This window comes from Pseudoflavonifractor sp. 60 (assembly GCF_009911645.1).
Lineage (GTDB): Bacteria > Bacillota > Clostridia > Oscillospirales > Oscillospiraceae > Lawsonibacter.
Window position 1 is genome coordinate 1 of sequence record NZ_QWKI01000019.1, and the last position, 19656, is coordinate 19656.

Annotated in this window: 16 protein-coding genes; 8 read left to right on the forward strand and 8 right to left on the reverse strand. The window is 63.0% G+C overall.

Translation table 11 applies throughout. The annotated features are described in order from the left end of the window. Window positions 1–197: 197 nt before the first annotated feature. The 8 genes from D1646_RS02215 to D1646_RS02250 all read right to left on the reverse strand — a co-directional run bounded on the left by D1646_RS02215 (window position 198) and on the right by D1646_RS02250 (window position 9468). A complete protein-coding gene (locus D1646_RS02215; protein ID WP_160634869.1) occupies window positions 198–1025 on the reverse strand; it encodes a putative hydro-lyase in 828 nt (275 codons plus the stop codon). A gap of 12 nt (window positions 1026–1037) precedes the next feature. Beyond that, a complete protein-coding gene (locus D1646_RS02220; protein WP_160634870.1) occupies window positions 1038–1979 on the reverse strand; it encodes a biotin-dependent carboxyltransferase family protein in 942 nt (313 codons plus the stop codon). After that, complete coding sequence (gene pxpB, locus D1646_RS02225; protein WP_160634871.1) at window positions 1976–2716, reverse strand: 5-oxoprolinase subunit PxpB; 741 nt, start codon at window positions 2714–2716, stop codon at window positions 1976–1978. The genes D1646_RS02220 and pxpB overlap by 4 nt, the downstream gene beginning before the upstream one ends. A 23-nt stretch (window positions 2717–2739) precedes the next feature. Beyond that, complete coding sequence (locus D1646_RS02230; RefSeq protein ID WP_160634872.1) at window positions 2740–3996, reverse strand: NRAMP family divalent metal transporter; 1257 nt, start codon at window positions 3994–3996, stop codon at window positions 2740–2742. A gap of 46 nt (window positions 3997–4042) precedes the next feature. Next, on the reverse strand, window positions 4043–4810 hold the full coding sequence (locus D1646_RS02235) for a 5-oxoprolinase subunit PxpA (RefSeq protein WP_160634873.1): 768 nt from the start codon (window positions 4808–4810) through the stop codon (window positions 4043–4045). Window positions 4811–5002: 192 nt separating this feature from the next. Next, window positions 5003–6373, reverse strand: a complete 1371-nt coding sequence (locus tag D1646_RS02240; protein WP_160634874.1) for a sigma-54 dependent transcriptional regulator — start codon at window positions 6371–6373, stop codon at window positions 5003–5005. Beyond that, window positions 6363–8018, reverse strand: coding sequence for an ATP-binding protein (locus tag D1646_RS02245; RefSeq protein WP_160634875.1), 1656 nt, complete (start codon window positions 8016–8018; stop codon window positions 6363–6365). The genes D1646_RS02240 and D1646_RS02245 overlap by 11 nt, the downstream gene beginning before the upstream one ends. Further along, window positions 8002–9468 (reverse strand): sodium:solute symporter family protein, encoded by a 1467-nt coding sequence (locus D1646_RS02250; RefSeq protein WP_160634876.1) that lies wholly within the window; start codon window positions 9466–9468, stop codon window positions 8002–8004. Before D1646_RS02250 ends, D1646_RS02245 begins: the two co-directional genes overlap by 17 nt. A gap of 450 nt (window positions 9469–9918) precedes the next feature. Here D1646_RS02250 and D1646_RS23625 point away from each other — a divergent pair, with 450 nt between their 5' ends. The 8 genes from D1646_RS23625 to D1646_RS02285 all read left to right on the forward strand — a co-directional run bounded on the left by D1646_RS23625 (window position 9919) and on the right by D1646_RS02285 (window position 19569). After that, window positions 9919–10047, forward strand: coding sequence for a hypothetical protein (locus tag D1646_RS23625; RefSeq protein ID WP_279279907.1), 129 nt, complete (start codon window positions 9919–9921; stop codon window positions 10045–10047). Window positions 10048–10280: 233 nt separating this feature from the next. Further along, window positions 10281–11723: a TerB N-terminal domain-containing protein gene (locus tag D1646_RS02255; protein WP_160634877.1), complete on the forward strand. Its 1443-nt coding sequence runs from the start codon at window positions 10281–10283 to the stop codon at window positions 11721–11723. Next, entirely contained in the window at window positions 11720–13033 is a 1314-nt protein-coding gene (locus D1646_RS02260; RefSeq protein WP_160634878.1) for an ATP-binding protein, read from the forward strand. Before D1646_RS02255 ends, D1646_RS02260 begins: the two co-directional genes overlap by 4 nt. 10 nt (window positions 13034–13043) lie before the next feature. Next, the gene (locus D1646_RS02265) at window positions 13044–15275 is read left to right on the forward strand and encodes a DEAD/DEAH box helicase (RefSeq protein WP_160634879.1); all 2232 of its coding nucleotides are present in this window, start codon (window positions 13044–13046) and stop codon (window positions 15273–15275) included. Window positions 15276–15413: 138 nt separating this feature from the next. Further along, the gene (locus tag D1646_RS02270; RefSeq protein ID WP_160634880.1) at window positions 15414–18287 is read left to right on the forward strand and encodes an ATP-binding protein; all 2874 of its coding nucleotides are present in this window, start codon (window positions 15414–15416) and stop codon (window positions 18285–18287) included. Then, window positions 18262–18693, forward strand: coding sequence for a response regulator (locus D1646_RS02275; protein ID WP_160634881.1), 432 nt, complete (start codon window positions 18262–18264; stop codon window positions 18691–18693). Before D1646_RS02270 ends, D1646_RS02275 begins: the two co-directional genes overlap by 26 nt. Before the next feature lie 3 nt (window positions 18694–18696). Continuing rightward, window positions 18697–19200: a hypothetical protein gene (locus D1646_RS02280; RefSeq protein ID WP_160634882.1), complete on the forward strand. Its 504-nt coding sequence runs from the start codon at window positions 18697–18699 to the stop codon at window positions 19198–19200. Between the two features lie 3 nt (window positions 19201–19203). Beyond that, window positions 19204–19569 carry a response regulator gene (locus D1646_RS02285; RefSeq protein WP_243153993.1) on the forward strand — a complete coding sequence of 122 codons (366 nt, stop codon included), beginning with the start codon at window positions 19204–19206 and terminating at the stop codon, window positions 19567–19569. Window positions 19570–19656: the final 87 nt, after the last annotated feature.

Genomic DNA, 19656 nt, shown 5'->3' on the forward strand with positions numbered 1-19656 from the left:
CCTGTCCGGCCACCTGCTGGAGGTCAATCCCTTCAACCAGCCCGGCGTGGAGGCCTACAAGAAGAATATGTTCGCCCTGCTGGGCAAGCCCGGCTACGAGGACCTGCGGGCCGAGCTGATGGCCAAGCTGTAAGCAGTCAATAAAAAATCCGGGGCCCGTTCCTTCGAACGGGTCCCGGATTTTTTGGATTCAGGGCTCAAGAATTGCGCTGTTTTTTGGCCTCCAGGTAGTCGTTGAGCTGGGTGTTCAGGATATCGGTAATGAACATATGGCCGGGGGCGTGGGTTATGACAATGGGGGGCTTGGCGTTCTCCACGGCGGCCTGGGGCGTGACCCCGCAGGGCCAGAAGACGGTGATCTCGCTGGGATAGATATCCACCGCCTCGCCGTAGTCGGGCTTCATCACGTCGGCCACACCCACCTCCGCCGGGTCGCCCATGTGGACGGGAGCGCCGTGGACGTTGGGCATTTTCACGGTGATATCGTAGGCCTTTTTGGCGTTCTCCGGGGTCATGGGCCGCATGGAGCACACCATGGGTCCCTCAAAGGGGCCGGCCTTTACCGTCTGGATGTTGGTCTTGAACATGGGCACGTTGCGGCCCTGGGCGATGTGGCGCACCTCGATGCCCTCCCGGATCAGCGCCTCCTCGAAGGAGAAGGAACAGCCGATGAGAAAGCCCACATAGCCCTCCTTCCAGTACTCGGTGGCGTCGGTGAGCTCCCTGGTGAACACGCCGTTCTCATACACCCGGTACCGGGGGATGTCGGAGCAGATGTTGCCCCCCTCTCCCATGTCGTGGGTCTCGGGGGTCCCCTTGATGATCTCCAGGATGGGGCAGGGGAAGGGATTTTTCCTGGCGTACTCCTCAAAGTCGGCGGCGTACTCCGGGGGCAGGATGACCAGGTTGGCCTGGGCGTAGCCCCGGCACATACCGGCGGTGGGGAAGTCGATGACCCCTTCCCGGATAAGCTGGCGCACCTCGGAGGGCTTTTTGTCGATATAGGGGGTTATATCAAAGGCCATGGTCGGACCTCCTTATGAATTGATTTTGCTCAGCGCCTTCAGGGCGGAGCGTTGGGACAGCAGCAGGTACTGGGCATACTCCACCGGCACCTGGACAAACCGCACCTTGTCCCCCGCCTTCAGCTGGGCCAGGACGCGGAAGTCGGCGGTGATGACGGCGGCGATCTTGGTGTAGCCGCCGGTGGTCTGGCGGTCGGCCAGCATGATGATGGGGGTCCCCGCCGAGGGCACTTGGATGGCGCCGAAGGCGATGCCGTCGGAAATAATGTCGCCGCTGTCCCTGTGGGCGATGGCGGGGCCGTCCAGACGGCAGCCCATGCGGTCAAACTCGGGGGTCACGGTGTAGGTCTCGCTCAGGAAGGTCTGGAGGCCCGCATCGGTAAAGGCGTCGTCTTGGGGCCCTATTACAACCCGGAGGGTCTGCACCGGCCTGGGGACGAACTCGGGGGACAGGCGGCGGTCCTCCATGCGGGGCAGGGTCTCCACCGGGGCGCGGAAGCCAATCTGGTCCCCCTTCTCCAGCTTGCGGCCCTGGAAGCCGCCGATTTTGGCTTTCATATAGGTGGACCGGCTGCCCATGGTCAGGGGGATATCCAGCCCGCCGGCGAAGGCGATAAAGCAGCGGCACCCCGCCTTGGGGGCGGTAAATTTCAGTAGCTGTCCCGCCCGGACGGCCACGGCCTGATAGCCGGGGAGGGGCTTGCCGTCCAGCGTGGGGCCCAGGTCGCCGCCGGTGATGGCCACCACGTTGGCCCGGTCAAACCGGAGCTGGGGGCCCATCATGGTACACTCCAGCACCGCCTCCCCCTGGTCGTTGCCCGCCAGGATGTTGGCCAGAGCGGCGGACCGGGGGTCCATCACGCCGGACACCGACACGCCGAACTGCTGGTAGCCGGTGCGGCCCTGGTCCTGGACGGTGGTGAGCAGGCCGGGATTCAGTACGGTGATACTCATTTTCCGCCCTCCTTCCTGGGGTGGCGCTTGACGGTGTAGCCCCCCGCCGCCTCCTGAGCGGCGATTTTGTCAAACTCCTTCTGGTCGATGGCGTAGAATTTGATATACTCCCCCGCCTGGGGCAGGATGGGGGTCTCCCGGCTGGCGTCGTACATCCGCACAGGGGTTCGGCCAATGAGCTGCCAGCCCCCCGGGGAGTCGATGGGGTACACCCCGGTCTGGGACCCGGCGATGCCCACCGAGCCGGCGGGGATCTTAACCCGGGGGGTCTTCAGCCGGGGGGTTGCGATGGCGTCGCTCATGCCCCCCAGGTAGGTAAAGCCGGGGGTAAAGCCCAGCATGTAGATCAGGTACTCGGTGGAGGTGTGGATTTTGATGACCTCCTCCTCCGTCCTGCCGCTGTGCTCCGCCACGAATTTCAGGTCGGGACCCATCTCCTCCCCGCCGTAGAGGACGGGGATCTCCAGCACGTCGCTGGGGGGGATCTTCACCTTGTCCAGCTGGCCCAGCAGGCCCTGGAGCCTGTCCATCAGGGGGGCGCAGCGGATGACCTCTGGGTCGTAGTGGACCATGAGGGAGCGGTAGGTGGGCACTGTCTCCGTAATGCCGGGGATATCGCTGCCGCTGAGGGCGATGTTGAAGGCACGAATCTGGGCGTTGATGGCCTCGCTGATCTCGTTGCCGAACTCCACGCACACAGAGGTATCGCCCGTCAGCAGAAATCTCACGTCTGCCATAGAAAGTCTCCTTTCGTCTGGATTTACTTGAAGAGATTCAGAATGTTGGGCACCGACTGGACGCCGGAGTACAGGGCGATGGCCACCACCACCACGCCCAGGACGATCATCCAAATGGGGTGCTGGTAGCTCTCGCCCACGATCCGCTTGCTGCGGCTGGCAATGAGCATCACGCCCAGGGTTATGGGGAGGATCAGGCCGTTGAAAGCGCCGGCCACGATCAGCAGCTGGGCGGCGTTGCCCACGATGACCATCATCAGCGTGGAGAAGGCGATGAAGCCGATGACGCACTGGCGCTCATACTTGGCGATAACGGGGTGCAGGGTCTTCAGGAAGGAGACGGAGGTGAAGGCCGCGCCCACCACGGAGGACACCCCCGCGGAGAACAGGCACAGGCCGAACAGCCGGTAGCCCAGGTCGCCGGCGGCCAGCCGGAAGGCCTCGGCGGCAGGGTTGCCCCCGTTGGCGGCGTCGGTGATGATCTTGGCGTTCTCGGCGACCCAGGTGGTGCCCACGGTGCAGGTGCCCAGCACGGCCAGGAACAGCAGGATACGCACCAGGCCGGAGGTGCCGCAGCCCTGGATCACGGAGCGGCGGACGTGGCCCACGTTCTCGGGGCCGGAGATGCCGGCGTCCAGCAGGCGGTGGGCCCCGGAGAAGGCGATGTAGCCGCCGCAGGAGCCGCCCAGGATGGTGGTCAGGGCGGTGAACATCTTGGTCTCGCTGTCGAAGAGCTTGTCAAAGCTGCCCAGGCCCTTCACCACCTCCCCCATGGGGGGCTGGGACTTGATGGCCACCACCAGCACGGTGAGGAGGATGACGGCGGCCAGCACAGTGGCCACCTTGTCCATAATGGTCTTGGCGTTCTTGTTCACGAAAATGAGGATACCCAGGCAGCCGGCGATGACGGCGCCCACCTTCTGGTCCAGGCCCAGCATGGCGTTGAAGCCCAAGGCCACACCGCCCACGTTGCCCACATTGAAGGCCAGGCCGCCGATTGCCACCAGAATGGCGATGACCACGCCCAGGCCGGGCAGCAGCTTATTGGCCACGTCCTGGGCCCGCATACCGGACACAGAGACCACCGACCAGATGTTCATCTGGGCGGTAATATCCATCAGAATGACCAGCACGATGACCAGGGCCAGGGCCGCGCCGTGCTGGGCGGTAAAGGTAGAGGTCTGGGTGAGGAAGCCGGGGCCAATGGCCGATGTGGCCATCAGGAAGGCCGCGCCGAACAGGACAGAGCGGCTGGGCTTGGCGGCGGGTTGATTACTCATAAGAATACCTCCATAAGTTCAGTTTCTCTCTTCTTTTCCCGGGGAATTACACAATCTGAGCAATGGGCGCAATGGCGACCCCCTCGGCCTCCAGGCGGGCGCGGATGTTCTTCACAAACTCCACCGCAGAGGGGTTGTCGCCGTGGACGCAGATGGAGTGGGCGTCAATGGAGACCTCCTCGCCGGTAATGGCGGTGACCTTGCCCTCGGTGACCATGCGGATGGTGCGGGCAATGGCCTCGTCCTTGTCGTGGATCACCGCCCCCGGCTTGGAGCGGGGGACCAGGGAGCCGTCGGCCTGATAGGCCCGGTCGGCGAAGACCTCGCTGGCAACTCTCAGGCCCGCCTGCTTTCCCGCCTCCAGCATCTTGCTCCCCGCCAGACCCAGCAGGATCACCTCCTTGTCCACGCTGGCAATGCCCTCGGCGATGGCCAGCGCCAGGTCCATGTCCTTGCCGGCCATGTTGTACAGGGCGCCGTGGGGCTTCACGTGCTGGAGCTTCACGCCGTGGGCGGCGGTAAAGGCCAGCAGAGCCCCCATCTGGTACTGGATATAGGCCTTGGCCTCCTTGGGGGTACAGACCATGTTCCGGCGACCGAAGCCCATCAGATCGGGGAAGCCGGGGTGGGCCCCCACCGCCACGCCGGCGGCCTTGCAGGCGGCCACTGTCTGGTCCATCACCAGGGGGTCTCCGGCGTGATAGCCGCAGGCCACATTGGCCGAGGAGACATGGGCAATGACCGCCTCGTCCATGCCGATGGTATAGGCGCCGAAGCTCTCGCCCAGGTCGCTGTTGAGATCTACCTTGTACATATTGGGTTCCTCCTTTTATCACAAACTCACATTATAATAAAGCAAGCCGCGTGCCAACTTTGAAATCAAAATATTGTGCCCGGTTTGGGGCCTTTTCCCCCCTTTTCCACACCTTTCAGCTATCATGCACAAAATCCGCCAGGTGCAAAAACGCCCACCTGTGCAAATTCGCACAAGCGGGCGTTCAGATTTTCACCTCTCCTCCCCGGACTCCAGCCGGCGCTTCAGGGTAAAGCGGGTCGCTCCCAGCAGCTGGGCCGCCTGGGACAGGTTGCCCCCGGTGAGCTCCATAGCCTGCCTGATATAGGCCATTTCAAAGGCGTCCACCTCCCGCCGCAGGTCGATGCTCCCCTGGCGCAGGTCGTAGATGGGGAAGGTCCCCCGCTCCTCCGCCCTCCGGCGCACCGGCGCGGTCAGGGACAGGCCGGCCTCCTCCCCGGTGAGCAGCTCCCCGTCGCTGAACAGCACGCAGCGCTCTATTACATTGCGCAGCTCCCGCACGTTGCCCTGCCAGCCCCGGCGCTCCATGGCGCTTAAAAACTCCGGGTCAATGTCCCGGAGGGACTTTTTCAGCTTCCGGTTGAAGTGGTCCAGGTAGAACCGGCACAGCTCGGGGATGTCCTCGGGCCGCTCCCGCAGGGGCGGGATGTGGACCTGCATCACGTTCAGCCGGTAGTACAGGTCCTCCCGGAAGGTCCCCTTCTCCACCTCCTCCTCCAGCCGGCGGTTGGTGGCGGCGATAATGCGGACGTTGACCTCGATATCCCGCAGGCCCCCAACCCGCTTGAAGGAGCGGTCCTCCAAAAAGGTGAGCAGCTTGGCCTGCATGGACATGGGGAGCTCCCCCACCTCGTCCAGAAAGACGGTCCCCCCGTTGGCCAGCTCCATCAGACCCTTCTTGGTCTTGCCCGCCCCGGTAAAGGCCCCCTTCTCATAGCCGAAGAGCTCCGACTCCAGCAGGGTCTCGGGGATGGCCCCGCAGTTGATCTTCACCAGAGGCTTGTCCCGGCGGGCGCTGCCGTCGTGGATGTTGTTGACCACCACCTCCTTGCCGGTGCCCGTCTCCCCCAGGATCAGCACGTCCACATTGTCGTTCTCCGCCAGGATCCGGATGTTCTGCCTGATCCGCTGAATGGCGGGGCTGACCCCGATGAGGGCCCGGTTGGGGCGGCGCATCAAGGCCACGGTGCGCCGGTTGGTCAGCTGCTCCATGCCCCGGCGGATAATCAGGTCGATTTCCTCCAGGTCAAAGGGCTTGAGCACATAGTTGCTGACCCCCAGCTTCATGGCCTCCACCGCCTGAGACACCGAACCGTAGGCCGTCATCAGAATGACCTGCACTTCCTCGTCCAGCTGCCGGAAGTCGGCGATGTGGTCCATCCCCCGGTCGCTGCCCAGACGGTTGTCCAGCAGCACCGCATCGGGGTGGAAGCTCTCCGCCAGCGCCAGGCCCTGGCGGATATCCGGGGCGGTCTCCACCTGGTAGCCCCGGTCGGAGAGGCCGCTCTCCAGGGTCATACGCAGCAAAAATTCGTCGTCAACCACCAAAACCTTATACTTCATGGTCTCCTCCTGTTCCGTGGAAGGTCAAAATGGCCCGGGTCCCCTGGCCGGGGACGCTTTGAATGTTCAGGCTGCCGCTGTTCTGCTCCAGCAGGCGCTGGACAATGGACAGGCCCAGGCCCCCCTCCTGGCCGCTCAGGACCCGGCGCACCTTCTCCGCCGTCATGCCGGGGCCGCTGTCCTCCACCGTCACCTCGACCCCGTCGCTGGCCGCCCGGCCCGTCAGGGTGACCCGTCCGCCGTCGGGCATGGCCTTGATGCTGTTGTTAATCAGGTTAATGAGGATCTGCCGCAGCTGCTGCTCGTCGGCAAAGAGCCACAGCTCCCCCTCCATCTCCACCGACAGGTCAATGCCCTTGTTCTCCGCCACCTTGAAGTAGAGCATCATCAGCTCGTCCCCTAGGGCGCTGAGGCTGACGGTGGTCTTCTCGCTCTCCCGCTGGCGGGACAGGTTGAGCAGGTTCTCAATGAGCAGATTGACCCGGTCCACCTCCCGCACCATCTCCCGGCACAGCATGGCGTCCCGCTCCTGGGTCAGCTTGGGGGAGATGACCTGGAGCCCCGCCCGGATACCAGCCAGGGGGTTGCGGGCCTCGTGGGCCACGTCGGCGGCCAGGCGGCCGGTGTAGGCCAGCTTCTCCTCCCGGTTCAGCTTCTCCTCCATCAGCTTTTTATAGGTGACGTCGTCAATGGTACACAGGGTCCCCCAGCTGTCCCCCTCGGCGCTGTGGAGGGTCCAGGCCCCCAGCTCGCAGTCCCGGGCCCGCCCCGAGGGGTCCCGCAGCCGCACCGAGGAGGGCAGGACCGGGTCCCGCCGCACCAGCTCGGCCAGCAGCTGGCTCAGGTCCCGGCCCTGGCTGTCCCGCTCCTCCTCCCGGCGCAGCAGCCCGTCGGCCTGGAGATTCTGGAGGACGACCTGCCCCTCCTGGTCGTAGACCACGACCCCCAGAGGCAGGTTGGCCACAATGCTCTCGTTGAGCACCTTCACCTGGGTCAGCTCCCGGGTGTACCGCCGCTGACTGTTCAGCATGGCCTGGAAGGCGGAGGCCAGCTGGCCCGCCTCGTCCCGGCGGCTGGTGTACTCCACCGCCAGGTCCTCCGACGCCCCCGGGTCCCGGCTCACCAGGGTACACACCTTGCTCAGCTGCCGCAGAGGGGCGGAGATGTTGTAGGCGATGAACACGCTGGCCTGCACAATAATCAGCAGCATGGCCACCGCCGCCAGAATCATGTACCGCTGCTCCTCGATGAACTCCGTCTGCACCGCCCGCTGGTCCAGGGCGTAGAGGACCCGCCAGCTCAGGCGGTTGTCCCGGCTGTCCTCCAGGGCCAGCTCCCGGTCCCCCAGGGGCCGGCGGCTGAAGAGCAGATTCCCCTGGGCGTCGTAGAGGAACAGGCTGTCCCCCCGGTAGCCGTTGGCGTACTTCTCCAGCAGCTCCCCGGGGGAGCGCCAGTGCTCCCCCGCGTCGATGTCGGCGTTGATGTACTCCACCAGGGCCTGGGCGTTGAGGGTCTCGGTGCGCAGCTTCACGTCGTACTCCGTCCGGTACAGAATGCCGCAGAAGCAGAGCACCGTGACCATGCTGATGCACACAAAGGGGAAGAGTATCTTGTTTTCAATGGTGGAGCTAACCCGCCACTTCATGGTCCTCCCCCTCTCTTTTCCGGTCCCAGGCAGAGACCAGCACCATGGCCCCGGCGGCCAGAGGCACTCCGAACATGGCCGGGTGGGCGGTGAAGGCCCCCCGGTAGTAGAGGGGGTAGAGCACCGCAATGGACGCGCCCCCTGTGATGATGCAGGCCCAGACCCCCCGCCGGGTGAGCCGGTTGGTGAGCAGGGTCCCGTAGAGGGGCGGGAAGAGGAGGATACCCAGCAGGCCCCACACGTCGCCCCCGTAGGACAGGGTGAAGTCGGGGGGATTCAGGGTCAGGAGCATGGCCAGGGTCCCGCCCCCCAGCACCGCCAGCCGCCCCAGATTCACGACCCGGCTGGCGGACAGCTCCCGGCGGGAGAGGCCCTTGGCCAGGTCGTAGGAGAAGGAGGAGGCGATGAGCAGCAGCTGGGAGTTGGCGGTGGAAATACAGGCTCCGAAGACGGCAAAGAGGAAAAATCCGCTCCAGGGGCCATAGAGCTCGTTGTTAATCAGCTGGATAATGATCCCATCGGTGTCCACCGGCTGGGCCAGCTCAGGCACCAGGGTCCGCATCCCCAGACCGATGTGGACAAGGGCGAAGTAGATGGCGAAGAGGAGCACCAGGGAATAGAGCACCGTCCTGCGGGCGTCCCGGCCGCTGCTGGCCCCCAGCATCCGCACCAGATACTGAGGATTGGCGGCCAGGCCCAGCCCCCAGCCCCAGAACATGCTCAGGCTGATGACCGGGGTGTACCGCTCACTGAAGGGGACCAGCAGGGGGGCGCGCCCCGCCGTCAGCCGGGCGGCGGAGTAGCAGGTCAGCTGTCCGGCCTGGCGGTACAGCTGGCCCAGGCCCCCCACCCGGCTCACCACCGACCCCATCAGCACCACCAGCCCCACCACCAGCAGCACCAGGTTGAAGACGTCGGTGCGTACCACCGAGCGGTAGCCGCCAAAGGTGGTGTACAGGATGAAGAGGTAGACCATCCCGACCCCCACCGGGTATGGGATGTTGAACAGGGCGGCGGAGATCATGCCGAAGCCCTTGTACTGGGACACCAGGTAGAACACGTAGACCAGGATGATGACGGCGGCATAGACCCCCTGGAGCGCCTTGGAGCCGTAGCGGGTCCGGAACAGCTCCGGAATGGTGATGATCCCGTTGTCATACAGCCGCCGGGCCACCAGGGCCAGCAGAAAGGCCCCCAGAAACCAGGGGATCACCGAGTAGAACAGCACCGCCAGCCCGTCCTCGTAGACGCTGCCCGTCAGGCTGAGGATGGTAATGGCCGACACCCAGGTGCCGGTAAAGGTACACACGCTCTGGGCGACCCCCACCTTCCGCTCACAGATGAAGTAGTCCTCCGGCGTGCTCCCGTCCCGCAGGCTGCTCTTGCCGATGATCAGCAGCACCAGCGAGTACAGGCAGAAATATCCCAGATACAAAATCGTCTTGCTCATACGCTCTCCTCACAGGGCCGGTTTCCTTGTCTTGCAGTATCAGCCTACTATGCCGGGGGCGGAAAGTCAAGCGGTCTTTCCCCCAAAACCGCCCTCGTCCGCCTTTTTCTGCCGTTTGTCCGGTTTGAGGGGCATTTTGCCAAAGTTTTGTGGACAGCGCCCCCGTACTATGTATACTATCATTAAAAAGCGGCGCTGTCCGGGCCGAGGAGGAGGAGAGGACCATGAAAAAAAGGCGTCTGCTGCCGCTGCTCTGCCTGCCCATGCTTCTGCTCTGGAGCTGTGGGGCCACCGGTTCCCCCTCCGGCCCCGGAGCGGAATCCTCTGTCATATCAACCACAACAGGAGATGATACTGCGGCCAGACCTACACCGCCTATGTGGAGGCGGAGGGGGAGGACTACGCCTGCTCCGACAACTACTATGAAAAATACCTTCAGCCGACGAGTTTATGAAGAAGTACGCCGACCAGATCACCGCCCGCCAGTCCCGCATTGAGAACCTCAACGTGGACTACGACTATGTGAACCCGCTGCTCAACGACGTGGGCGAGTCCACCTTCTACAAGGGCCACGACTAGGGATCCGGCAGATGTCCAAGCGGGCCGGCCAGATGGGGAACTCCCTGGCGGCCACTGCGGGCAAATACGAGGAGACCGAGGCGCTGATTGTCTCCTTCCTCTAAGCTCCACATAACATCCCTGGAAACCCGCCAGGCGGAAATGTTCCGCCTGGTGTTTTTTTGCTCCCTTGACGCTGGGGACCCAATGCTCTATAATAATACCGAACATTTGAACGAGAGAGGAGGAGACCGATGGACCCGAGAAAGGTATCCGCCCAGTGGCTGCGCACCACCGTCTTCCAAGAGGAGGCCATCCAGCCCAAGGCCCCCCGGCCCGCGGAGCGTCTCCCCTCCCTGCTTCTGGCCGCCCGCTCCCTGGAAAACGGCCCCCGCCAGCGCTGGCAGTCCAAGGAGACCGTCTTTTTGAAGCAGGCCAGGCTGCTGGCCAACTACGAGGACGACTATGACTACCAGGGCAGCGCCATTCACTACTACCCCACCTACCAGGACCTGACCGCCCCCCAGCTGCGGGGCTACTTCTCCTGGCGCACCAGACTGCGGGGGGGAGAGCTCCAAAAGACCTCCCTGACCTTCGCCTTTCTCTATATCTACGAACTGCTGAACCAGGTGGGCGCCGCCGGTCCGCTGGACGGGTACCAGAAGCTGGCCGCCTTCCGGGACGGCTACGGCCAGATAGACCAGGGCATCCTCCCCTACCTGAACCGGTGGATGGCCGACTATGTGGTCTACTACAACCTGGACCCAACTCTGCTGAGCGGCCCCTCCCCCATCCACCGGGACAGCGCCATCGCGGTGCTGGAACGCGTCCAGGAGGCGGAGCCCCAGGCGGTGATGGAGGCGGTGAGGGGGCTGTCCTCCTGGCTGGACCGCTCCAGATTTTACCGGGAGCACCAGGCGGACATGGACGCGGTGGTCCTCCAGGCGCTGCGGCGGGTCTCGGCCTACTGCGCCGCCCACCACAAAAGGACCATGACAGAGCAGTATTTCGGCCCCGTCCTCCTCCAGCAGTACTGGATCTTTCAGTCCGCCGTCTTCTGCAACCCTCTGAAGCGGAAGAACTACTCCTACGATGCCGGGGGGCAGCGGGTCTACGCCTGTGAAAATGGAATTTGGACCCTCCGCGCCCGGGATCCCACCCATTCCGGCGACCGGCTGGGGACCCTGCTGAAAACCATCGACTGCGTGATGCGCCGGGAATTTGGGTACGGCCATCCCGTCAAGCTCGGGCTGAGCACCAAATGGGTCCTCCAGATCATCCAGGAGGAGACTGAGCGGCGGCTGGCCCAAAACCGGGCGGCGGAGGAGCGCAGGATCACCATTGACTACAGTCAGCTGGGCCAGATCCGCCGGGACGCCGCCATAACCCAGGAAAAGCTGACGGTGGAGGAGGAGATGCCGGAGGAGGACGTGCCGGAGCTCCGGACCATACCGGAACCGCCCCAGCCCTCCGGCGGCGGGGACTGTCCCCTGGCCCCCCAGGAACTCCGCCTGCTGCAATGCCTGCTGTACGGCGGGGACACCGGCTGGGTCCAGGCCCAGGGACAGCTGCTGTCGGTGCTGGCGGACGGCATTAACGAAACCCTGTACGACCTCTTTTCAGACTGTGTTCTGGACGGAGAATGTCAGCTGATCGAGGACTATATTGACGACTTGAAAGAGATGGTGCGCCCATGAAAATACCCAGACGGATTGCCCAAGCCCTGATCAACTCCCTGAAAGGGGGCGTTGTGCCCCGGGTGGGACTGCCCTATGTCACCGTGGGCCGGAAGGCCGAAATTGACGCTCTGCTCCGGGACGTGGATATGATTGCCGACGGCGGGGCCTCCTTCCGCTTCATCGTAGGCAAGTACGGCAGCGGCAAGAGCTTTCTCCTGCAAACCATCCGCAACTATGTGATGGACAAAAATTTCGTGGTGGTGGACGCCGACCTGTCCCCGGAGCGCCGCCTTCAGGGGACCCGCGGCCAGGGGCTGGCCACCTACAAGGAGCTGATCCGCAATATGTCCACCAGGACCCGCCCGGAGGGGGGTGCGCTGTCCCTGATTTTGGACCGGTGGATCAGCAGTGTACAGCAGGAGGTCATGGCCGCCCAGGGCCTCAGCGTCACCGACCCCCGCCTCGCCCCCCTGGTGGAGCAACGGATCTCCGCCGTCATCGCCTCCCTCAGCGAGATGGTCCACGGCTTTGACTTCGCCCGGCTGCTGACCCTCTACTACCGCTCCTATCTGGCCGGGGACGACCAGACCAAGGCCAAGGTACTCAAGTGGTTCCGGGGGGAGTACGCCACCAAAACCGAGGCCCGGCAGGAGCTGGGGGTCAACATTGTCATCACCGACGACGACTGGTACGAATATCTGAAGCTGTTCGCCGCCTTTTTAAAACAGGCCGGCTACGCCGGTATGCTCATCCTCATTGACGAGCTGGTGAACATCTACAAGATCCCCCACGCCGTGACCCGTCAGTACAACTACGAGAAGATTTTGACCATGTATAACGACACCATGCAGGGCAAGGCCCAGCACCTGGGCATCATCCTGTGCGGAACGCCCCAGTGCATGGAGGACCCCCGCCGGGGCGTCTACAGCTACGAGGCGCTGCGCTCCCGGCTGGCGGAGGGGCGCTTTTCCGGAGACCACAAGGACCTGCTCTCCCCGGTGATCCAGCTCCAGCCCCTGACCCCGGAGGAGATGCTGATCCTGGTGGAGAAGCTGGCGGATATCCATGCCGGCCTGTATGAGTACGCCCAGATCATCACCCAGCAGGATATGGCGGACTTTATTCAAATCGAGTTTGGGCGCATTGGCGCGGACGCCCACATAACTCCCCGGGAGGTCATCCGGGATTTTATCCAGGTGCTGGACATTGTCTTCCAGAATCCCGGCGTGCAGGTGGCGGCCCTGCTGGGCAGCGAAGGATTTTCCTACGCCCAAAACCCGGTCCAGGAGGCGGCCGTCCAGGACCAGTTCGCGGAATTTGACCTGTAGGAGGGGGGCTATGGGTATCTTCGAGCACTACGCCCCCTTTGTCCAGGAGTACATCTATCAAAACCGGTGGGAGAGCCTGCGGGCCATTCAGGTAGCTGCGGCCAACGCCATCTTCAACACGGAGGACCACGTGCTGCTCACGGCATCCACCGCCTCGGGCAAGACGGAGGCGGCCTTTTTTCCCATTATCACTCTGTTCTCCGAGGACCCGCCGGCCTCGGTGGGCTGTCTCTACATCGGCCCGCTGAAGGCGCTGATTAACGACCAGTTCCTCCGCCTCAACGACCTGTGCGCCCAGGCGGACATCCCCGTGTGGCATTGGCACGGCGACGTGGCCCAAAGCCACAAGGCCCGGCTGCTGAAGCGGCCCTCCGGCATCCTCCAGATCACCCCGGAGTCCCTGGAGGCCATGCTGCTCCACAAGCATGCCGCCATCCCTCATCTGTTCGGCGATCTGCGGTTTGTTGTCATTGACGAGGTCCACTCCCTCCTGCGGGGGGACCGGGGCGGGCAGACCCTGTGTCTCATTGAGCGGCTGTCCCGGCTGGCCGGCGTAAATCCCCGGCGCATTGGACTGTCCGCCACCATGGGCGACCCGGAGCGCACGGGGGAATTTCTGGCTGCGGGCACAGGCAGGGGGACCATCATCCCCAAAATCGACGCCAAGGGGGCCAAGTGGAGGCTGAGCATGGAGCACTTCTATGTAAAGGACGTCCAAGCCGGGGAGGACCGCACCGGCGTGGACGCCCTGCCAGCGCTGGATGAGAAGACCGACCAGGCCCCGGCCAGCGCCGACCCCGGCCTGGGCTACATCTTTGAGCACACCAGGGACAAGAAGTGTCTGATTTTTGTCAACTCCCGGGAGGAGTGCGAGACGGTCACCGCGACCCTGCGCCAGTACTGCGAGCGCAGCCACCAGCCCGACCGCTTCCTCATCCACCACGGCAACCTCTCCGCCTCCTACCGGGAGACGGCGGAGCAGCTGATGAAGGATGAGACCCAGTCTATGTCCACCGTCACCACCGCGACCCTGGAGCTGGGCATTGACATTGGGCGGCTGGAGCGGGCCTTTCAGATCGACGCCCCCTGGACGGTGTCCTCCTTCCTCCAGCGCATGGGCCGCACCGGGCGGCGGGAGCTGCCCCAGGAGATGTGGTTCGTTATGCGGGAGGACGAGCCGGAGGCCAGAGCCATGCTGCCCGCCACCATCCCCTGGAAGCTGCTCCAGGGCATTGCGCTGGTCCAGCTCTACCTGGAGGAGCGCTGGGTGGAGCCGCCCCGGCTGGACCGCCTGCCCTACAGTCTGCTCTACCACCAGACCATGTCCACCCTGGCCTCCTGCGGCGAGCTGTCCCCCCGGGCCCTGGCGGAGCAGGTGCTGGGCCTGCACTACTTCCACCGCATCTCCCAGGAGGACTACAAGATTCTGCTGCGCCATCTGGTGGACGCCGACCATCTCCAGCGCACCGAGCAGGGCGGCCTGATCGTGGGCCTGGCCGGGGAGCGGGTGGTCAGCTCCTACAAATTCTACGGCGTGTTTCAGGAGAATGAGGAGTACACCGTCCGCAGTGAGAACCAGGAGCTGGGCACCGTGGTCCTGCCCCCGCCGGTGGGGGAGAAGCTGGCCATTGCGGGCCACGTCTGGCGGGTCCTGGACATTGACCGCAAGCGGCACCTGGTGTACTGTGAACAGGTGAAGGGCAGCATCCCCGCCTACTTCGGCCAGTGCCCCGGGGACCTGCACACCAAAATTCTGCGCCGGATGCGTCAGGTCCTCCAGGAGGACAGGGGCTATCCCTACCTGATGAAAAACGCGGCGGTCCGGCTGGAAAACGCCCGGTTTACTGCCGGCCAGTCCGGCGCGGCCAGGACCCCTCTGCTCAACCTGGGCGGGACCATGTGGTGTCTGCTCCCCTGGGTCGGGACCTACACCTTTCTGGCGCTGGAGCGGTTTTTGAAGATCAAATGCGGACGCCGCCTGGGGCTGAAAAACCCTGACTCCGCCCGGCCCTACTATGTGCAGTTCTCCATGGAGGCCGATGAGAAGACCTTCTTCCGGGTCCTGGCCGAGGAGATCCGCCGGCCCATAGACCCGCTGGAGCTGGTGTACCCCAAGGAGCTGCCCCTGTTCGACAAATACGACGAGTACCTCCCGGAGGAGCTGGTGCGCAAGGGCTTTGCACTGGGTGTGCTGGATTTGGAGGGGCTGCGGGAATGGGTCTTGGAGCACGCCCGGGAGTAAGCGATCAACAGCCGATTTCGGGGGTCAAATTTGCCGAATGCCCCTTTGTATTTCTTGACATCAGGGCAGAAATGTACTATTGTTAATATGGAAAAAATTACGGCGCCCGGAATGGGACGCCGGGGGCAGGGGGCAAAAATGGTAAACTTTGTCATCGGCTTGGAGTGTTTTGGCATATGTATGACCTTTGTCGCCCTGATTCTTCTCCTCAACGGAGACGGGGCCCGGGAGCAGAAGCTGCTGATTTTCATCATGTGCGGCTCGCTGGTCCAGAATGTGGGCTACCTTCTGGAGCTGACCGCCCCCACGGTGGAGGCGGCAATGGCGGGAATCAAGGTGGAGAACGTGGGCTCTGCCTTTGCCCCCCTGTGCTACTGCTGGTTTATTTACATCTACTGCTACGCGACCCCGCCCAAGACCCTGCTTCGGACCCTCACTGCCATCAGTTTTTTTGTTCTGCCCACGGTGTTTTTCAACTGGAACGGCCTGTTTTACCGGGACATCCAGTGGCTGACGGCCCCCGACGGCTATCACTATGTCAGCATTGCTTACGGCCCGCTGTATGTGCTCTTTTTAATCAGCCGCATCCTCATTCCCTATGCGCTGTGTATGCTGACCCTGGTGCGGGCGGTCCGCTCCCGCTCCGACCAGGAGGTCAACCGCCAGTATTGGACCATCTTCGTCATCTCGACCCTGCCGGTGGTGGTGCTGATCGCCTACGTGTTTAAGCTGACTGCGGTGTTTGACCTTACGCCGGTGACTATGGCCATCGCCATGTCCATGGTGGTGATTGTGGTGTGGAGCCGCCGCAACTACGACTTCCGCTATCTGGCCGCAGAAAAGGTGCTGGAGAGCCTGGGGGATGGGGTCATCGCCCTGGACGACCACGACCGGCTAGTCAGCTATAACCGGGCCGCCGCCCACATCTTCACCAGCCTGCCCGCCCACAAGCTGGGGGAAAATATCCGGGTCGTGGAGGACTTTCGGGAGGAGATGCTCAACGAGGACATCCCCTGGAGCTTCTCCATCAGCGGCCAGCACTACGAGAGCCACAGCAAGCAGATCAGGGACGAGAACGGCCGGAAACAGGGCTGCGTCATCCTGATTCTGGACATGACCGATATCAAGGCCTACATCAACGAGATCAAGCGGGTGCGGCAGCAGGCGGAGAAAGCGAACATTGCCAAGAGCGAGTTTTTGGCCAATATGTCCCACGAGATCCGAACCCCCATGAACGCCATCATCGGCCTCAACGACATTATTATGGAGGAATGCTCCGACCCCAAGATCTACACCCACGCCAAGGATGTGCAGTCCGCCGCCAGGAACCTGCTGGCCATTATCAACGACATTCTGGACCTGTCCAAGGTGGAGGCCGGGAAGATGGAGCTGGTATACACCGACTACCACCTGAAAACCGTGGTGGGCGAGGTGGTGGGCATGATGGACATGGCCGCCTCCAAGCGGGGCCTGCTTTTGAAATACGAGTGCGACGAGTCCCTTCCCTGCCGCTACACCGGCGACGAGGGGCGGATCAAGCAGATTTTGATCAACATCCTCAACAACGCCATAAAGTTTACCAAGGAGGGCGGCGTGAAGGTCTGCGTCTCCGGCCAGCCGGGCGGACCAGATGAGGAGCTGATCACCTTCCGGATCGAGGACACCGGCTGCGGCATCCGGGAGGAGGACCTGGAAAAAATCTTTGAGGACTTCCGCCAGGTGGACTCCAAGAAGAACCGGAGCGTGGAGGGCACCGGCCTGGGACTGGCCATTGTCAAGCACCTGGTGGAACTGATGGGGGGCAGGATCAAGGTGGAGAGCGTATACGGCCAGGGAACTGTGGTCTCCATCTCCATTCCCCAAAAGATCGTGGACCGGCGGCCCATCTCTCAGGTGTCCGAGGCCGTTCAGGCGGAGCTGGAGCACATCGAGACCTTTACCGCCCCCGATGTGAAGATACTTATTGTGGACGACAACGTGATTAACCGCAAGGTGGCCAAGGGACTTTTAAAGAGCTACGCCTTCGACCTGACCGAGGCCGAGAGCGGACCGGAGGCCATAGAGCTGTCCCGGAACAACCGGTATGACATTATTTTTATGGATCACATGATGCCCGTGATGGACGGCATTGAGGCGGCGGAGATCATTCGCAGAGACTGCGGCGAAAACGGGGCCGCTCCGGCCATCATCGCTCTGACCGCCAACGCCATGGAGGGGATGCGGGAGCAGTTTCTGAGCCACGGCTTTCAGGATTTCATCGCCAAGCCTCTGAACCGGAAGGAGCTGGGGCAGCTGCTGGCACGCTGGATCCCGGAGGAGCGCCGCCGGGCCGCCGGAGGAGAGGTGGAGGCCCGCAGCGCCCTTGACCCAAAAGCTTTCCCCATTGAGGGTATCGACCTGGAGGCCGCCTCCCGCTACTACGCCGGCGACGAGGCGGGCTTTGCCAACCTGCTGGAGCTGTACCACATGGACGGCCAGCGCAAGGCCAAGCTGCTGTACGAGCTGGCGCGTTCTGATGTCGCCCGCTACTGTGTGGAGGTCCACGGACTCAAAAGCGCCTCGGCCAACATTGGGGCGATGAAGGTCTCCGATATGGCCCGCGCCCAGGAAAACGCCGCCTCCAAGGGCGACACTGAGTTTATTGAACGGCAGCTCCCCACACTGCTGGAGGCCTATGAGGCCCTGCTGATGAATATCGGCCTGTTCCTGGAGCGGCGGCACCAGAACGACCCCCAGGAGGGAAAACGCCCCTCCCTGCCCCCCCGCGCACTGGCGGAGCGGGTGGAGACGGCCCTGCACGAGCTGGAAAATTTCCGTTCCCAGGCCTGCGCCGGTATGGTGGATGAGCTTCTGCACCACGCGCTGTCCCGGGACACGGTGGAACGCCTGCGGGAGATTCAGGGACAGCTGAAGCTGTTTGAGGACGACAACGCGGAGATGCTGTTGGGCCAGCTTTTAAATAAACTGAAACAGGAGGAAGGCGAAGATGATGAAACCGAAAAAGGGAATTGATAAAAAGCGTATTTTAGCCATAGACGACGCCGCCATCGTTTTGAAGCGGATTACCGACGCGCTGGAAGAGTACTACGACGTAGTGACGGTCAACACCGGCTCCCGCGCCCTGCGGTACCTGGAGACGGAAAAGCCCGACCTGATTCTGCTGGATATCCGCATGATGCCCAAGGACGGCTTCGAGACCTTGCAGGAGATCCGGGCGATGGAGGGCCGGGCCGATATCCCGGTGATTATGCTCACCGGCGTGGAGGACAAAAACGCGGTGATGGAGAGCATCAAGCTTGGAATCTGCGACTACATTCTGAAGCCCTTTTTCCCCGACGACCTTCTGGAGCGAATCCGGCAGGTCCTGGAGCCCGGCGAGGAAACCCCCACGCTGCTGGACAAGGCGGAGGAGTCTTGATTTATGAATACTGCAATCAGCCAGGAAGAGCTTGCGCAGATCCTGGACCAGGCGCTCCAGGAGGTAACGGAGTATACCGCCGGCGTACGTCTGCACCAGGGCAGCCAGCCCCCGGGCGAGGACCTGTGTACCGTCCACATCACCTTTGACAAGGGCTTCAGCACCAGCCTGACTCTGTGCGCCGACAAGAGTCTGCTGGCCCGCATGGCCTGCAACTCCTTCCACGAGGAGTCGGTGACTCCGGCGGACCTGGAGGAGTTCAGCAAGGAGTACCTCAACGTGCTCTGCGGCAAGGTGACGGGGGCAATGTACCAGGCGACACAGATCCCGGCCCACTTCAGCCAGCCTGTGTTCTACCACGGGCGCTACGAGCCGGAGGGGCAGGAGGCGCAGTTTATCCTTACATATTCCGACGAGCACTGCGAGGGCGCGCAGCTGATTCATCATGTGCCCCGTACCGGCGAGGACGGGGCCGTTCCGGTGGAGATCGAACAGAAGGGAGTATAACAAATGAGCAGGCGAATCATGGTGGTGGACGATTCCCGGCTGGTCAAGGTCCAGCTGGAGGACACTCTGCAGGGGACGGGCTATGAGATTGCGGCGTACTGCCGCAGCGGCGAGGACGCCATTGCCCAGTATGACGCGGTGATGCCCGACCTGGTGACCATGGACATTATCATGCAGGGGATGGACGGGCTGGACGCCGCAGAAATCATTTTGAAGCAGCATCCGGACGCCAGGATCGTAATCATCTCCTCTCTGGCGTACAAGGACACCTTTGACCGGGCAAAGACCATTGGGACCCGGGGCTTTATTGACAAGCCCTTCCACCGGGAACAGCTGCTGAGCGTATTTGAGCAGGCGCTTCAGCCATAAAAGGACAGCCTCGTCATCCCTCCCAATTCCGGGCGGAATGCGGGGCTGACGCTTTTTTCCCTCCCCCTATGAGACACCAGCTGTCAA

Excerpts from the sequence above, each read along its gene's own strand:
- D1646_RS02265 (WP_160634879.1), top strand. The coding sequence starts at position 13,044 with ATGGGTATCTTCGAGCACTACGCCCCCTTTGTCCAGGAGTACATCTAT.
- D1646_RS02285 (WP_243153993.1), top strand. The coding sequence starts at position 19,204 with ATGAGCAGGCGAATCATGGTGGTGGACGATTCCCGGCTGGTCAAGGTC.
- D1646_RS02280 (WP_160634882.1), top strand. The coding sequence starts at position 18,697 with ATGAATACTGCAATCAGCCAGGAAGAGCTTGCGCAGATCCTGGACCAG.
- D1646_RS02245 (WP_160634875.1), bottom strand. The coding sequence starts at position 8,018 with ATGAAGTGGCGGGTTAGCTCCACCATTGAAAACAAGATACTCTTCCCC.
- D1646_RS23625 (WP_279279907.1), top strand. The coding sequence starts at position 9,919 with ATGAAGAAGTACGCCGACCAGATCACCGCCCGCCAGTCCCGCATTGAG.
- D1646_RS02215 (WP_160634869.1), bottom strand. The coding sequence starts at position 1,025 with ATGGCCTTTGATATAACCCCCTATATCGACAAAAAGCCCTCCGAGGTG.
- pxpB (WP_160634871.1), bottom strand. The coding sequence starts at position 2,716 with ATGGCAGACGTGAGATTTCTGCTGACGGGCGATACCTCTGTGTGCGTG.
- D1646_RS02255 (WP_160634877.1), top strand. The coding sequence starts at position 10,281 with ATGGACCCGAGAAAGGTATCCGCCCAGTGGCTGCGCACCACCGTCTTC.
- D1646_RS02270 (WP_160634880.1), top strand. The coding sequence starts at position 15,414 with ATGGTAAACTTTGTCATCGGCTTGGAGTGTTTTGGCATATGTATGACC.
- D1646_RS02250 (WP_160634876.1), bottom strand. The coding sequence starts at position 9,468 with ATGAGCAAGACGATTTTGTATCTGGGATATTTCTGCCTGTACTCGCTG.
- D1646_RS02235 (WP_160634873.1), bottom strand. The coding sequence starts at position 4,810 with ATGTACAAGGTAGATCTCAACAGCGACCTGGGCGAGAGCTTCGGCGCC.
- D1646_RS02240 (WP_160634874.1), bottom strand. The coding sequence starts at position 6,373 with ATGAAGTATAAGGTTTTGGTGGTTGACGACGAATTTTTGCTGCGTATG.
- D1646_RS02220 (WP_160634870.1), bottom strand. The coding sequence starts at position 1,979 with ATGAGTATCACCGTACTGAATCCCGGCCTGCTCACCACCGTCCAGGAC.
- D1646_RS02275 (WP_160634881.1), top strand. The coding sequence starts at position 18,262 with ATGATGAAACCGAAAAAGGGAATTGATAAAAAGCGTATTTTAGCCATA.
- D1646_RS02260 (WP_160634878.1), top strand. The coding sequence starts at position 11,720 with ATGAAAATACCCAGACGGATTGCCCAAGCCCTGATCAACTCCCTGAAA.
- D1646_RS02230 (WP_160634872.1), bottom strand. The coding sequence starts at position 3,996 with ATGAGTAATCAACCCGCCGCCAAGCCCAGCCGCTCTGTCCTGTTCGGC.